Origin of the sequence: Chryseobacterium sp. MIQD13 (genome assembly GCF_050496705.1) — a bacterium.
Taxonomy (GTDB): domain Bacteria; phylum Bacteroidota; class Bacteroidia; order Flavobacteriales; family Weeksellaceae; genus Chryseobacterium.
Genome location: NZ_JBNWAF010000003.1, coordinates 209,542 through 225,019, shown reverse-complemented (window position 1 = coordinate 225,019; position 15,478 = coordinate 209,542). Strand labels below are relative to the sequence as shown.

Here is a 15,478-nt window from a genome sequence, read left to right as displayed (position 1 = left end):
TTTAATGTTAAATAAAATTGTTATTGAAAAATTGTCCGGTTAATTATCTGTTAACTCTTCTTGGCTTAACAGCTGCTTCAGGAATATCCTGTACAGTTCTGAATCCGATATAGCTTCTTGCAGAATCTTTTCTTTCCCAATCTCTAGCACCTGTCATAAGGGCATATCCTATATCTTTCCAAGATCCACCTCTTACAGACTTCTTCGTATCTATTTTATTCTTCGTAGAAGGGTTTAATGTAGAAGAGAAGCCATAAGAAGAGTTGTTATACGCAGATTCTGTCCATTCAGAAACGTTTCCAGCCATATCAAATAACCCAAATCCATTTTTCTTAAATTTCTTTACTGGAGCTGTATATGTATAAGTACCTTTTTTATCATCTTCCATATAATTACCTCTCTTAGGCTTGAAGTTCGCAAGATAGCAACCTCTGTCGTCCATTAAATAAGGACCTCCCCAAGGGTAAGTAGCATTTTGCATTCCGCCTCTTGCAGCATATTCCCACTCGATCTCTGTAGGAAGACGGAAAATCATTGGTCTTTGTTTTTTTCTTTTTAAGCTTTCGTTATAATCTGTTTTCAGTTTAGATCTGAAGTTACAGTAAGCTCTTGCCTGATCCCAGGTTACCCCAACTACAGGATAATCTTTATAGGCTTTGTGCCAGAAATACTGCTCGAACAATGGTTCGTTGTAAGCAAAGTGGAAATCTTTTACCCAAACTGTAGTATCCGGATAGATCGCAATGCTTGAACTTTTAAGGTAGTTTGCTCCTCTTTCGTTGTCAGCAAGTGCCGCATCCATATCTCCCCACTGATAGTTATATTTTAGTTTACTAACGTCTAAAATTCTTTCGTTTCCGATTCTAGAAGAAGCAGGCAGATACATAGACTCTAAAACTTCTGCATACTCTACATCAGGATACTTTCCAGTACTCCAATGTAAAGGGATTTTCCAGTCAAGTTTTTTACTTGCATCATAACCTCCGTCTTCTCTTCCTCCCTGGCCTTCTAAATATTCTTGATAAGGTGTTAAATTTTCTTCTTTTTTAGCAAGGTATGCATAGTCACCAATGCTTGCTCCTTTACGTCCGCCTTCTTCGCCGCCTTCCCCAGCAGCTTCGGCTAGTAGAGTTCTCGCAATGGAATCTCTTACATAATTGATAAATACTCTGTACTCTGCATTGGTAGTTTCCGCTTCATCCATGAAGAAAGAGGAAACAGTAACAGTTTTCAATGAAGCTTTTTCAGGAGTATTTGTTGGATCCTGATCTGCAAGACCAGCAACAAATGAACCTGCTGGAATACCAACCATTCCATATGGTCTTTCCGCAACAAATGATTTAGTTTTTTCTCTTGGTATCAATTCTCCTTTTGTTCCAGGCTTCCCTACAGAAGAACTGCCACCACCTGAACAAGATACTGATGCTACCGACGCAGACAATAATAAAAGAAATATCCTTTTCATGTTAATTTTTATAATTAAGCCGTAAATATATAATTTTTTTAAGAAACTTTTAAGATTTTTTTTGAAATAACGGAAGAAATCTAAATTTATTTTATTTACAACTAATTTTTATTCCACGGTTACTGATTTCGCAAGGTTTCTCGGCTGATCCACATTGGCCCCTCGGTATACAGCAATATAGTAAGCTAATAGCTGTAGAGGCACTGATGCAACGATTGGTGAGAAACATTCCGAAGTCTCAGGAATTTCAATAACATAATCCGCCATTGAGCTTACCTGCTGATCCCCTTTATTAACTACAGCAATGATTTTTCCTTTTCTGGCCTTAATTTCCTGAACATTACTCACAATCTTATCATAATGTCCTTTTTTAGGGGCAATAATAACGATTGGCATATTTTCATCAATAAGGGCAATAGGTCCGTGTTTCATTTCTGCAGCCGGATATCCTTCTGCATGTATATAAGAGATTTCTTTCAGTTTTAAAGCGCCTTCCAATGCTGCAGGATAGTTGTATCCTCTTCCCAAATAAAGGAAGTTTGCAGTGCTTACGAAGTCTTTTGCTATATTTTGAGTCAGTTCGTGTGTAGTATTTAAAACTTCTTCAATCTTTTTAGGAATAGCATCCAATTCGGCAATTAAGCTCATGAATTCAGCATTGCCGAGATTACCGTTATGTTTTCCTAATTTAAATGCAATCAAAGTAAGGATGGTAAGCTGTGCAGTAAATGCTTTTGTAGATGCTACACCGATTTCCGGACCTGCGTGTGTATATGAACCGGCATCTGTAATTCTTGCAATAGAGGAATCTACTACATTACATATACCATAGATAAACGCTCCTTTTTCTTTAGCTAATTTCAATGCTGCCATTGTATCCGCTGTTTCTCCTGATTGAGAGATTGCAATCACAACATCTTTATCAGTAATAATAGGGTTTCTGTATCTGAATTCTGATGCATATTCTACTTCTACAGGAATTCTTGCATATTCTTCAATAAGATATTCTCCGATAAGACCTGCGTGCCAAGAAGTACCACAAGCAATAATGATGATTCTGTTTGCATTCTTGAATCTTTCCAGGTGATCCCAGATTCCGGCCATTTTTATAACACCTTCGTCAACAAGAAGTCTCCCTCTCATAGTATCGTGTATAGATTTAGGCTGTTCAAAGATTTCCTTAAGCATGAAATGCTCATAACCACCTTTTTCAATTTGTTCTAAGCTTAATTTAAGCTCCTGAACTTCAGGTTCGATTCTGGCATTATCATTAATGGTTCTGATATCTACTCCTTTTTCCAATGAAATAGTAGCCATATGCCCTTCTTCCAGGTAGATTGCTTCTTTGGTGAATTCTACGAAAGGCGATGCATCAGAAGCAATAAAGTATTCTTTATCCCCGATTCCTATTGCCAAAGGAGAACCTAGTCTTGCAACAACCAATACTCCGGGATAATCCTCATGAAGCACAGTGATAGCATAAGCTCCATATACTTCGTTTAAAGCATATCTTACCGCTGTAGGAAAATCTGTTTCCGGTTTCAGATCCATGAAATACTGGATAAGGTTTACCAAAACTTCCGTATCTGTCTCAGATTTAAAAGTAAATCCTTTTTCGCTAAGCATTGTTTTAATAGTATCATAGTTTTCTATAATACCATTATGTACAACAGCAATCTTTCCATTGTTTGACAAATGCGGGTGTGAGTTTCTGTCACTTGGAACTCCATGGGTAGCCCATCTGGTGTGTCCCATCCCTATTTTGGCCGTACCTTTCAACTGTGCTGAAATACCAACCAAGTCATCTACTTTACCTTTTGTTTTTTCCACTTCAAACTTATTGTTTGAACCTTCCAAAACAATTCCTGCACTGTCATATCCTCTATATTCTAATCTTCTAAGACCGTTGATTACAATGTCATACGCATCTTGAAATCCTGTATATCCTACAATTCCACACATAATATTTCTAGTGTTTTTTTATTTTTTAGTTCCGTAAGTGATTTTTAACTGAATTCTGTTGGCATTGGTTTTATCTGTACCAACATAAACGCCTCTTTCCGTAGCAAAAGCTCTGGATGTATATTTGTAGCCTCCCGGCACACCTGCTGTAGTTAGAATAAACTGTCCTATATTAATAAGAAGTTCTTTATTTGCTGCTGTTCCTTCAACAATATCTTTCACCGTTTTTGTAACCGTAAAGTCATAATAAGAAGGATTTTTATCTAGATCATAAGCTTTCATCATTGCAAATCCAGCTGTTACATCTGAAATAAATCCTGAAGAAGTAAGAACCTGCGTAGAAGTATCCTTGCTATCAATAGGCAGAATGGTAAAATTGTTGTCCATTCTCTTATAGCTATTACTCCATGTTGCAGCATCTGTATAGATTCTGATTTTGGCACTCATAATTGCGTTCTTATCTTTTTCATATAATGCCTTAAGGTTTGCAACGGTAGCATCAGGAATTTTCACGGCAATAGAAGGTCCCCCCATTCCCTGTGCATAAAGTTTAGCATCTCCGTCCTGCTCATTAATTGTTGATGATGCACTTTCCCAAGCAGATCCGGCTCTGTTATACTCATACTGGCCGATACGGGCATTACCAAGCCCCCCTGACAGAAGGAACTTAAAGGTAGACTGAGGTCTTGTAATAGTTCCGTTATCATTTTTCTCGTTGGTATAATACATTATTATTTCCATCGTCTCAGGAGAGAGTTGTAAAAGGTATCCGTCTGTATCAGTAACAGAAAGTTTTATCCCTTTAAAGTATCTTGTAAAGTTAGCAGCATCCATAAGCTCTGGTTTGCCATTCTTATCAAGAATCTTGGTTTGGAAGAAATCTTTATTCAAAGGAATTCTGATTCCTGCATCAGATGTAAATAAAGTTGAATTATCCGACTTTTTCGTAATAGTCTTAGATGTTACTGTTCCGTTAAATACAGTTGATCCCAAAGCAGCTCCTGTACTGACAACTACATTGGAACGTTTGAAAGCGGCATCATTACCATCCAAGAATGTAGTAATTTCGTCTACATTAATATGTAATAAAGAGTGTGTTCCCCCAGGCCCAAGCTTTGTTTTACCATATTTAAAGTTAAAACTAGTAGGGTAAGTCTTTATCTCTGTAGAAACAGGCACGGTTTCAGTTCCAACTAATAAACTTTCATCCTTAAGAGGAAGTGTAGTTACTGAATCGGCAATAGAATATGGTCTCATTACCAGAACCACGGAGTCTACTTTTGGAGTAGTTCCGAAACTGAAATTATCGGTGCTCATTCTTAACTGGGTAAGATAGGATGCTCTTTGCATACCAAACTGTCCCTCAGAAAAAGCTCCCAGAACGAAACGGGATGAAGATATACCTGCTGTATTGATCTGATCTACAAGTCTACCAGCATCGCTTCGGATCGTATCATGATTATTAATATTATAAGCAACAAGGTCGTAAGAAGTTACATTGCCTTCTGCAGCACCATCTATAAAAAGCTGTTCGCCTAGCGAATCCGTTTCCGGCTCGCAATTATAAAGAAGGGCACTCCCGAAAACAGCCATAAAAAGCATGGCTAAAGTCCTTTTAACAGTATGAGTCATTAAAAATGTGTTTAATAAAGTTGGTTTATAGAATCTACGTCAACATATTCTGACTTTGAAGTCGTTGTTTCATTGAAACCTTTATCAAGGTCTGCATCAAGAAACTCATCTCCTTTTACTACCATGTCTACATAGTTCATACTTTCGATAACAAAATTTTTGATTGTCGGATTATCTAACGCTTTTAATCCGGAAATATTATCGAATGCTAATTTTTCAGCAATATTCTTGTCCAGGTCTGCGTCTTTCTCATTATATAAAGAAAGGACGATTTTGGCATCTTTGAAATAAGTATCGGATTCGTAGTACGTTTTCAGGTAAACAGGAACAAAAGAAGACATCCATCCGTTCAGGTGGATTACATCCGGAACCCAGTTTAATTTTTTGATGGTTTCTATAACTCCTCTCGCAAAGAAAATGGCTCTTTCATCGTTATCACTGAAAGGGTTTCCTTCGTCATCTACGTAATATTGTTTTCTTTTGAAGTATTCTTCGTTATCAATAAAGTAAACCTGAAGTCTTTCCCCCGGAAGAGACGCTACTTTAATAATTAAGGGCTGATCCAGATCGTTGATAATAATATTCATTCCCGAAAGGCGGATCACCTCATGAAGCTGGAATTTTCTTTCACTTATTTGTCCAAATCTTGGCATAAAAACTCTTACATCATTGCCTTCATTGTGCATCTTAAGTGCCATTTTGTTTACCAATGCAGCCATATTCGTATCTTCCTGATATGGATACATCTCTGTAGTAATGTACAGTATTTTTTGATTCGGCATAAATTCTATCTATATTTTTGTAAAAATGCTTTAATGTGCAAAATTACAAAAAAACATTCAACATTATTTTAATTAACATTTTTTTACGATAATTCCCATTTTCAAATTATTAAAAACTCATATAATTATGTGATATTTTTAGTATTTTTGAAATAGTATTAAAATAAACTATGGAAGTTATAAAGAACAAGAAAACCCTTCAGGATTTCATTGAAAGACAGAAAGAAATAGGAAAAAAGATAGGTTTCGCTCCTACAATGGGAGCCCTTCACAAAGGTCATCTTTCCCTGTATGAAGAAGCCAGAAAAGATAATGATCTGGTTATTTCTTCAATTTTTGTAAATCCTACCCAATTTAATAATCCGGAGGACCTGGAAAAATACCCAAGAGATGTCAACAGGGATATTCTTATCCTTGAAAATTCAGGATTAGTGGATGCGGTTTATATTCCTGAAGTAACTGATATTTACCCTGAAAAAACTGAAAGCCAGCATTATGATTTTGACGGACTGGAAAATGAAATGGAAGGAAAGTCAAGACCAGGACATTTTGACGGTGTAGGAACTGTAGTGGAAGAGCTTTTCAGACAGATCAAACCAGACAATGCCTATTTCGGGGAAAAAGACTTCCAGCAGCTTGCCATCATCAAAAAAATGGTTGAAAAGAAGCATCTTCCGGTAAAAATCACAGGTGTTCCTATTTACAGGGCAGAAAACGGCTTGGCATTAAGTTCAAGAAACCAAAGACTGCATGAGGACCGGAAAGAAGTCTCAAAAGTTATTTATCAGACTTTAATCAAGGTAAACGACTGGTTCAGGGTTATTACTATTCCCGAAATAAAAGAAAGGGTAGCAGATATTTTTGATCATCAGCAGGGAATGAAATTAGAATATTTTTTGATTGCCGATGAGGACACACTGAAAGAAACGGATTTTTTCTATAAGGACAGAAATTACAGAGCATTCATCGTAGTTGTAGTAGATGGTGTAAGATTAATTGATAATATGCATCTGGATTAATATTAAACAACTGTTCAACAAAATACCCTTGTATATTTTCTTATAAAACACAACTCTGATTTAATATAATCAGAGTTTTCTTTTTTACAATATAGTACAAAAAAATCAAAGGTCTCTTGCGAGACCTTTGAAACACCAAATCACAAAATATTAATATGAAAAAATTTACTTTTCAGTAAATTTGTGACCCGGCTGGGATTCGAACCCAGGACCCATACATTAAAAGTGTATTGCTCTACCAGCTGAGCTACCGAGTCGGTCACTCTATAACGATTACATTTCTGATACCGTTTTTAAGAGGTTGCAAAGATAAGATTCTTTTTTTATTCCTGCAATATGTTTATAAAAAAAATCAAAGGTCTCTTACGAGACCTTTGAAACACCAAATCACAAAATATTAATATGAAAAAAATTTACTTTTCAGTAAACTTGTGACCCGGCTGGGATTCGAACCCAGGACCCATACATTAAAAGTGTATTGCTCTACCAGCTGAGCTACCGAGTCGGCCACAATTAAAAATGAAACAATTTCATTAATAATTATTAAATTTTCTTTGCAGTGCCTGCGACTGGACTCGAACCAGCACATCCTTAGGAAACCACCCCCTCAAGATGGCGTGTCTACCAATTTCACCACGCAGGCTTAAAATTACAAAAATCCAGTAATTTTTCGCTTGTGACCCGGCTGGGATTCGAACCCAGGACCCATACATTAAAAGTGTATTGCTCTACCAGCTGAGCTACCGAGTCGGTCACTTTATCAACGATTTGCATTTGAATAATGTCCCTCGTTTTCAGTGGTGCAAAGATAGGAGTTTTTTCATTATCTCAAAACTTTTTTGCAAATTTGTTTAAAAAAAATTCATGGTTATTTCACTGATCGGATACATGGGATGTGGCAAATCTCACATTTCCAAAATTTTAAGCGACAAAATAAATTTTAAACTAATTGACCTCGATAAAGAGATTTCCAGGAGAAATAAATTAACCATTCCTGAGATTTTCGAAAAAAAGGGAGAAATTCAGTTTAGAAAGCTGGAAAGAGAGGCCTTGGAAGAAATCCTTGCTTCGGAAGAAAATGTAGTTTTAAGCCTGGGAGGAGGAACTCCGGTTTACTATAATAATATGGAAATTATCAACCACAGTTCGAAAAGTATATTTTTAAGGGCTTCCGTAAATACTTTATATGAAAGACTTTCCAAACAGAAGGAAAAAAGGCCTTTAATTGCCAATATTTCTGATGAAGACCTGCCGGAATTCATCGCCAAGCATTTATTTGAAAGAAATGTATTTTACAGCAAAGCACAGTTCAGTGTCAGTACGGATTCAAGAACACCTGAAGATATTGTCCAGGAAATAATAGAAAAGCTCTATCTCTAGAGCTTTTTTATTTTAATCTTCACTTTCTTCATTACCGTCCGCTGTTTCTCCAAAGAAATCGTCCCAGTCTGTAAAGTCTGAGGCAATATCATTTCCCACATATTCATCCATCTCCCTTCTGTCTTTTTTGGTAGGTCTTCCCTCTCCTTTATTTCTGTAATAATCCTGTGACATTTTACGGAGTTTTAGTAATTCATACTGTTCCTTATCCGTCACATCCTGAATATGAAGGGGAACAAGCTTTGCTCCCATCCTGCTTTTGGGAATCTGGGTAACCTTTATTTTATAATCAATCTGATTTTTTCGGATTTTAATAACATCCCCTTCTTTTACCTCCTTAGACGACTTTACGGCAGACGTTCCTATTGAAACTCTGTTCTTCTTAATTTCCTCTGTTGCAATACTTCTCGTCTTATAAAAACGAATGCACCATAAAAATTTATCTATTCTCATAATTTTTTATACTTTTGCCGTTATATTATTTGTAAAGTAATTAAAGTTTTTTGAAATGAAAAAAATATTTTTATATATCCTTGCAGGATCTTTGTGTTTCTCTGCATGTAAGAAAGATGATGAAGTTGAAACGTATCAAGAACCGGAAGATATTACCGTTCAGAATAATTATGACGATCAGGCAATTAAGAAGTTTATGAACGACAATTATCTGGATGCACAGGGAAATATAAAAACTTTCAGCACTACAGATACCAGTGATGATAATGAGAAAAAGCTGATTGATTTGCCTTATGAAACGCTTCCATCCGGAGTTATATACATTATGAGAGACGGGGCACAGCCAACAGACGCAGATCAGCCACAAACTATCGGAGATTCCGATATTCTTACGCTTATGATAAGAGCTAATGCTTATCTAGCTGCCAATACTGACGGAAATGTTTCTTTTATTTCTTCAATTGGAATAAGCAATACAATTAACGGCAACGGTATTCCGCTAATAGATCCATTGTATTATTATGCAAAAAAACCGATAAGAGATGCAGCAACCACAGATGCAGCCAAGCAGAGAAGCTACTATGAAGTTGAAGGTTTCAGGGAGGCAATACAAAAGTTCAAGGCATTCAACAACCTTCCAAGCGGAAATCCTTATAACCTTCAGGGTGTTATCTTAGTGCCTTCAAGGGCTGCTTTTGCAAGAGATCCGCATTATCCTTACAACTCGCAATACTCTCTGAGAAATTATTCGATGGTATTTAATTTCCAGGTATACGGAAGAAAAGACAGACCTGAAAGTGATAAATAATCTCTATAAAATAAAAAAACCGCCCTTAGCTGAGGGCGGTTTTTTATTGTCTTTTATATTTTTTTAAGATCTCGCTTTCTGCTTTACATTCCCTAGAATGTCCGGGAAGTAAAGATCTGCCAGATGATCAAATTCATCTCCTCTCATAAACATAGTGGCATCCACTTCTTCATAAGAGCTTCTTCCTGCTGCTGCAATCAGTTCATTACAGGTATGCAGTGTATTTTTGTGGAAGTGATATACTCTTTCACTTTTGTCTGTAACATCAAGCCCTTTAATCAGCATCTTATCCTGAGTAGCTACTCCTGTAGGGCAATTGTTACTGTTACATCTTAAAGCCTGGATACATCCTAGCGAGAACATAAATCCTCTGGCATTATTACACATATCCGCACCCATAGCCACAGCTCTGAGAATATCTAAACTCGTCAATACTTTTCCACTGGCAATAACTCTTAATTTACTTCTTAAATTGTAATTATTAAGAGTTCTGTTAACGAAAATCAAAGCTGGTTCCAAAGGCATCCCTACTCCATCCGAAAATTCCGGCGGTGCTGCTCCTGTTCCACCTTCCGCTCCATCTATGGTAATAAAATCCGGATAGATCTTCAGAACATTCATTTGTACACAAATATCTTCGAATTCTCTGGTATCACCTATACAAAGCTTAAAACCTACAGGTTTCCCTCCTGAAAGCTCTCTAAGCTGCTGTACAAACCTCAGCAATCCCGCAGCATCAGAAAATGAAGTGTGGGAAGGTGGCGAAATAACGGTCATTCCCGGAGTGACGTGACGGATCTTTGCAATCTCAGGAGTATTTTTCACACCAGGAAGCACCCCTCCATGCCCTGGTTTTGCTCCCTGGGAAAGCTTTATTTCAATCATTTTTACATTCGGAAGGGTAGAATACTTTTCAAATAGTTCCGGGTTAAATTTTCCTTCTTCATCACGGCATCCGAAATACCCTGTCCCGATCTGCCAGCAAAGGTCTCCTCCTTCCATGTGATATGGAGAAATACCCCCTTCTCCTGTATTGTGGTAAAAATTTCCTTTTTTAGCCCCTCTGTTCAGAGAAATCTGTGCCCTGTCACTTAACGCTCCAAAACTCATTGCTGATATATTGAATAAAGAAGCATGGTAAGGCTGACTACACTGCTCTCCTCCCACCCATACTCTCGGTAGTTCTTCTTTTGGGGACTTTGCATAGATAGAATGCTTGATCCCTTCATATTTTCTGTGATTAACTTCTAACTGTGTTCCAAAAGCCACAGTATCACTTAGATTTTTAGCACGTCTGTACACTGCAGAACGCTGGTTTCTTGGAAATGGCTTCCCGTCTGTCTCCCTTTCGATGAAATACTGCTGCATTTCGGGCGAAATACTTTCAAAAAAGTACCTGAAGTAGCCCAATACCGGGAAGTTCCTCAAAATAGCGTGTTTCGATTGATAGGCATTGTAAACGCCTAATGCATAGATAGCAGACAAAAGGATGGGTATCCAGTAATGTGCTCTGATCAGTAATGCAACAGCCCATGTAGCAATTACCAATACAATTCCCCAAGATAAAAACTTATCTCTCATGAATGTAGTATTTAAAGTTAAAATAAATTTAGTAGAAATTTCGCAAAGAGACTATGCTTTTGCTAAAAAACTTTCGAAGGATGACTGCACAGAAACCGTGCCATCTGACAGGATTTTTTCTAAATTTAGAAATTCAATCTGATTAACGAATGCGGAATCAAAATCTTTCTGGACTCTCACATAGTTTTCTGTGAAGCCAAACATTTTGCCGTCTTTATTTTCATGCTCCCAAAGAACAGGAAGTGTTTTCCCAAGCTGGGTCTGATAAAATGCCATCTTTTTCTTTTCAGAAAGTATTCTCAGCATTTTATTACGTTTTTTTCTTTCCGGGATCGGCACTACACCGTCCATATTGGCAGCTTCTGTATTTTCTCTTTCAGAATAAGTAAATACATGAAGATAGGTGATAGGAAGTTCGTTCAGGAAATTATAGGTTTCCATGAATTTTTCTTCTGTTTCACCGGGAAATCCTACGATAACATCTACACCAATGGCTGCATCAGGCATTACTTCGCGGATTTTATTAACTCTGTCGTTATAAAGTTTCGTAAGATAGCGGCGCTTCATTTTTTTCAGCAGATCATCGCATCCCGACTGCAGCGGAATATGAAAATGCGGAACAAAGCTTTTACTTTTAGAAACCAGCTCAATGCTTTCGTCTTTCAAAAGGTTGGGTTCTATGGAAGAAATACGGATTCTTTCGATTCCATCCACTTGATCAAGCTCTGAAATTAAGTCTAAAAAGGTATGTTCGTGTCTTTTATTTCCGAATTCACCTTTTCCATAATCACCAATATTTACTCCGGTAAGAACAATTTCTTTGATGTCTCTTTCCGCAATTTCTTTGGCATTTTTAATAACATTCTCGATGGTATCTGAACGGGAAATTCCTCTTGCCAGTGGAATGGTACAGTAGGTACATTTATAGTCGCATCCGTCCTGCACTTTAAGGAAAGCCCTTGTTCTGTCTCCTATTGAATAGCTACCGATAAAGAAATCCGTTTCTTCAATTTCGCATGAATGGACAATCCCTTCGTTTTCAGATTTTTCCAGATCATCCAGGTAGCTTAAGATATTGAATTTTTCTTTAGCTCCCAGAACAAGATCTACCCCATCGATCTGTGAAATTTCTTCAGGTTTCAACTGGGCATAACATCCTACGATAACAACCAGTCCTTCCGGATTGGCTTTCATGGCACGCTTCACATGGAGTTTACACTCGCGGTCTGCATTTTCAGTTACTGAACAGGTGTTGATTACATAGATATCTGCTTTATCATCAAAACTTACTTTATCATAACCTGCATCTGTCAATTGGCGGGCAATAGTAGATGTTTCCGCAAAATTTAATTTGCAGCCGAGTGTATGAAATGCGGCAGTTCCGTGAAAAGTAGACATGAATACTCCTGAATTTTCTGGGTGCAAAGATAGTAATTTTAATAATAATTCTAAATTGATTCAGTCTATTGTTTATATTCATCCCTTACTTCATGGCTGTTTTGAAAACACACCGGAGATGAATTAGGACTTTCTTCTTTGTTATTTTCAGAAAATTTATTTTTCATTTCGGCATTAAAGTCCTGAGACTTGTTTCTATCAATGGAGAGTGTTTTCCAGTCATCATTTTTCAGCATTTTCGCAATGGAAACAATCTGCCCGATATGATAAGGATAATGGGCAAGCTGGCGCAGAACTGCATCTAAAACCGAATGACCTTCTCCCCTGATATAAATAGTAGAATATAAATTTTCATCATTAATCTGATCCAGGGCATCGAAAAAGCATTTCCAGCCCTTTTCCCAGAAATCTATAACTTCCTGTTTTGTTTTAAAGGTATTGATGAATTCATCATCGCGGTTGCGCCATGACTTTTCTCCGTCTTCGGTTAAAAAATTAGTCCATCTTGAAAGCATATTTCCAGCAATATGTTTTACAATTACTGCAATGGAGTTACTTTCCTCATTATACTGCCAGAAGATCTGTTCATCTGAAAGCTGTATGAATGATTTGTCCCCAAGCGATTTATAGTATTTAAAGCGATTTACAAAAAGATCTTTCATTTTTTCTTTGTTGATGAGACTAATTTAGAATTATTTTAACGACAAAACCATCTCTTTCGAAATGGTTTTATCTATATAGTTTATTATTAAAAAGCTTAATCCCTGTTTTTAACAACGATCCATCCTGAGTACTTGATTGGTGTGCTCAGTTTATCATTTTCATTCCAGCTTACGGAATACCAATAGTTTCCTGTAGGTACTTTTAACCCTCCCTGACTGGTTCCGTCCCACTTATAGCCGCTAAATTTATCCATCTTGAAGATCATATTGCCGTAACGGTCAAAGATATTCATCACAAAGTTTTTCTTACTGGCTAATGCTGAATAATCAATAACATCATTATATCCGTCACCGTTTGGCGTTATCACATTCACAAGATTAGGAACCACGATACTGATATCTATAGGATCACAGTCATAAGAATCTTTAACAAATATGGTAGCATCACCTCTTTTCACATTATCAAATACATTGGAATCCTGCCAGTTGATATCATCCATTGAATATTTATAAGGAGGCGTTCCCCCTATCACAAATACATTAACAGTAGTATTTGAAATATCAATACTGGAAACAACAGGCTGCTCGGAAGGATATACTTTAACATTTTGCGTCACAATACAATCTCCTGTTTTAAGTTTCACCCAATAAGTTCCTACACCCACATTTGTAATTGTTTGAGTAGTTGCTCCGGTACTCCACTCATAACCGTTAAATCCTGGCCCTGCATCTAAAGTTGTTCTGTCTTCCACACAGATAATTTTATCTTTAAGAACCGTAGAATATACAGAAGGAATAACAACTAATGTAATTTTAGCGATATTATAGCAACCTTGTGCATTGGAAACTCTTACATAGACTACACCGTTAGGGGCAATATATGGTGAAGGGGTTAAAATTTCATTGGTCTGATTGGCCGCATCTGCTGCAGAAGGGTAATATTTTTTAACAGCACCAGTTTGTGTGGTTACAGTTGCTACCGTCAGGTTAAAAGATGCTGTAGAAGGACTGTTTTCAAGAGCACAGGATCTTAATGTAGCATCAGTCACAATAACAACTGGATTGAATTTCAAGGTTATCTGTGCAATAGCAGTACATCCGAAGGGCGAAGTCACTTTTACATAAATTGTTCCTTCAGCGGAAGTAAATGCTGATGGATTTGTAATTTCATTGGTACCTGCGTTCAGGTCTGAAAGGGTATTGTAATATTTCTTCGTTACGGTTGGATCTGTAATAACATCAGCCGTTGTGAGATCAAATACTGCCGTTCCTGCATTATTATTGTTGCACTGCGTCAACGTTGCATTTTTTGCAGTGATTTTGCCGTCTCTGAATTTAAATGTTCCGATCTGTTTACATTTATTAAGCGGACTGTTTGGATTGGTCGGATCCGTATAGCTTATGCTGTAATAATAAACAATGGTTGTGCTTACGGTTGTAGGAACAGTAATGGCATTACTTCCTGTTAATGCATCATTCTGACTTGTATGGTAGCTTACACTAAAGTTCGGATTTCCATTCAGGATTCCTGCAGAAAGTGTAGAGAAATCAAATACTGCAGGATTTGTGCATATAATTACTTCTTTCGGATCTGCCGGATTGGCTGCCGGAACCCCAGGCGGGATAAACGGATTGGGCTGTAAAGCAGGATCTGTAAACGGAGAGGCCAATGTTGCGGTTCCACCCCATGTTAAAGAAAACGGAGCCGTTGTACTGCTGGTACTGCTCACCCAGTTGTCAATAAACAAATAATAAGTCTGCCCCGGTAAAACATCCAGATACTTACAATAAGGCGTAAGTGAACCACCAACAGCATTAGTAATGGTACTGGTCATATTTAATCCTGTAGCCGGACCGGGCCCGATCACAGTTGCAGCGTTACATCGTATAGGTGATCCCAAAGCTCCACAGCTAACATTCGGGCCAAAAATAGCCCAGTCATAATCGGCATCGGGATTGTTTGGAACCAGATCAAAAGTAAGTGTTCCGCCTGTAGCAATTGTAATTTTATACCAGATTGAATTGTGCTCACCGGTTGCATCTATACAACTTCCTGAATTCACAAGCTCCCTGATATTTCCATATCCTGTAGGGCTGTACGTAATATTGGAATTTCCACAGACTGAAAGAGCTGTAGAACAATCTGCCTGCGCAAAGAATATCTGGGAAATACCGAAAAAAATAAAGAGTAAAAGTTTTTTCATAGATATACAGTTTTTAGTGAATAGTTTGAAAATCAAACGATATGAGCTGATTTACAACCCATACATCAAATATACCTATATTTTAATCACAAACAATAGAATTTTAAAAATATTGAATTATTTTAAATAAAA

At 37.2% G+C, this 15,478-nt stretch carries 12 protein-coding genes and 4 tRNA genes; 3 read left to right on the top strand and 13 right to left on the bottom strand.

What is annotated here, in order from left to right:
* Window positions 1-43: 43 nt before the first annotated feature.
* The 4 genes from gldK to ACQWU4_RS13365 form a co-directional block, all read right to left on the bottom strand.
* A complete protein-coding gene (gldK, locus tag ACQWU4_RS13380) occupies window positions 44-1,465 on the bottom strand; it encodes a gliding motility lipoprotein GldK (protein ID WP_429936249.1) in 1,422 nt (473 codons plus the stop codon).
* A 108-nt stretch (window positions 1,466-1,573) separates the two neighbouring features.
* On the bottom strand, window positions 1,574-3,427 hold the full coding sequence (gene glmS, locus ACQWU4_RS13375; protein WP_429936248.1) for a glutamine--fructose-6-phosphate transaminase (isomerizing): 1,854 nt from the start codon (window positions 3,425-3,427) through the stop codon (window positions 1,574-1,576).
* A gap of 18 nt (window positions 3,428-3,445) precedes the next feature.
* Window positions 3,446-5,059 carry a DUF4270 family protein gene (locus ACQWU4_RS13370; RefSeq protein WP_429936247.1) on the bottom strand — a complete coding sequence of 538 codons (1,614 nt, stop codon included), beginning with the start codon at window positions 5,057-5,059 and terminating at the stop codon, window positions 3,446-3,448.
* A gap of 11 nt (window positions 5,060-5,070) precedes the next feature.
* Window positions 5,071-5,841 carry a glycogen/starch synthase gene (locus ACQWU4_RS13365; RefSeq protein WP_429936246.1) on the bottom strand — a complete coding sequence of 257 codons (771 nt, stop codon included), beginning with the start codon at window positions 5,839-5,841 and terminating at the stop codon, window positions 5,071-5,073.
* Between the two features lie 170 nt (window positions 5,842-6,011).
* Here ACQWU4_RS13365 and panC point away from each other — a divergent pair, with 170 nt between their 5' ends.
* Window positions 6,012-6,860 (top strand): pantoate--beta-alanine ligase, encoded by an 849-nt coding sequence (gene panC / locus ACQWU4_RS13360; RefSeq protein WP_429936245.1) that lies wholly within the window; start codon window positions 6,012-6,014, stop codon window positions 6,858-6,860.
* 184 nt (window positions 6,861-7,044) lie between these two features.
* Here the strand turns inward: panC and ACQWU4_RS13355 are convergent.
* The 4 genes from ACQWU4_RS13355 to ACQWU4_RS13340 all read right to left on the bottom strand — a co-directional run bounded on the left by ACQWU4_RS13355 (window position 7,045) and on the right by ACQWU4_RS13340 (window position 7,610).
* Window positions 7,045-7,117: transfer RNA gene (locus ACQWU4_RS13355), tRNA-Lys, on the bottom strand.
* A gap of 175 nt (window positions 7,118-7,292) precedes the next feature.
* Window positions 7,293-7,365, bottom strand: a tRNA-Lys gene (locus ACQWU4_RS13350).
* A 55-nt stretch (window positions 7,366-7,420) separates the two neighbouring features.
* Window positions 7,421-7,503, bottom strand: a tRNA-Leu gene (locus tag ACQWU4_RS13345).
* Window positions 7,504-7,537: 34 nt separating this feature from the next.
* Window positions 7,538-7,610, bottom strand: a tRNA-Lys gene (locus tag ACQWU4_RS13340).
* Window positions 7,611-7,724: 114 nt separating this feature from the next.
* Here ACQWU4_RS13340 and ACQWU4_RS13335 point away from each other — a divergent pair.
* The gene (locus tag ACQWU4_RS13335; RefSeq protein WP_429936244.1) at window positions 7,725-8,240 is read left to right on the top strand and encodes a shikimate kinase; all 516 of its coding nucleotides are present in this window, start codon (window positions 7,725-7,727) and stop codon (window positions 8,238-8,240) included.
* Between the two features lie 12 nt (window positions 8,241-8,252).
* Here the strand turns inward: ACQWU4_RS13335 and ACQWU4_RS13330 are convergent, their stop codons facing one another.
* Complete coding sequence (locus ACQWU4_RS13330) at window positions 8,253-8,693, bottom strand: RNA-binding S4 domain-containing protein (protein ID WP_429936243.1); 441 nt, start codon at window positions 8,691-8,693, stop codon at window positions 8,253-8,255.
* Window positions 8,694-8,748: 55 nt separating this feature from the next.
* Between ACQWU4_RS13330 and ACQWU4_RS13325 the strand changes: the two genes are divergently transcribed.
* Entirely contained in the window at window positions 8,749-9,501 is a 753-nt protein-coding gene (locus ACQWU4_RS13325) for a hypothetical protein (protein ID WP_429936242.1), read from the top strand.
* Between the two features lie 63 nt (window positions 9,502-9,564).
* Here ACQWU4_RS13325 and ACQWU4_RS13320 read toward each other — a convergent pair whose 3' ends face one another.
* The 4 genes from ACQWU4_RS13320 to ACQWU4_RS13305 all read right to left on the bottom strand — a co-directional run bounded on the left by ACQWU4_RS13320 (window position 9,565) and on the right by ACQWU4_RS13305 (window position 15,346).
* Window positions 9,565-11,082, bottom strand: a complete 1,518-nt coding sequence (locus ACQWU4_RS13320) for an FMN-binding glutamate synthase family protein (RefSeq protein WP_429936241.1) — start codon at window positions 11,080-11,082, stop codon at window positions 9,565-9,567.
* Window positions 11,083-11,133: 51 nt separating this feature from the next.
* Window positions 11,134-12,480 carry a tRNA (N(6)-L-threonylcarbamoyladenosine(37)-C(2))-methylthiotransferase MtaB gene (gene mtaB / locus ACQWU4_RS13315; protein WP_429936948.1) on the bottom strand — a complete coding sequence of 449 codons (1,347 nt, stop codon included), beginning with the start codon at window positions 12,478-12,480 and terminating at the stop codon, window positions 11,134-11,136.
* 65 nt (window positions 12,481-12,545) lie between these two features.
* A complete protein-coding gene (locus ACQWU4_RS13310) occupies window positions 12,546-13,142 on the bottom strand; it encodes a DUF1572 family protein (RefSeq protein WP_429936240.1) in 597 nt (198 codons plus the stop codon).
* A gap of 95 nt (window positions 13,143-13,237) precedes the next feature.
* The gene (locus ACQWU4_RS13305; protein WP_429936239.1) at window positions 13,238-15,346 is read right to left on the bottom strand and encodes a T9SS type B sorting domain-containing protein; all 2,109 of its coding nucleotides are present in this window, start codon (window positions 15,344-15,346) and stop codon (window positions 13,238-13,240) included.
* Between the last annotated feature and the right edge of the window lie 132 nt (window positions 15,347-15,478).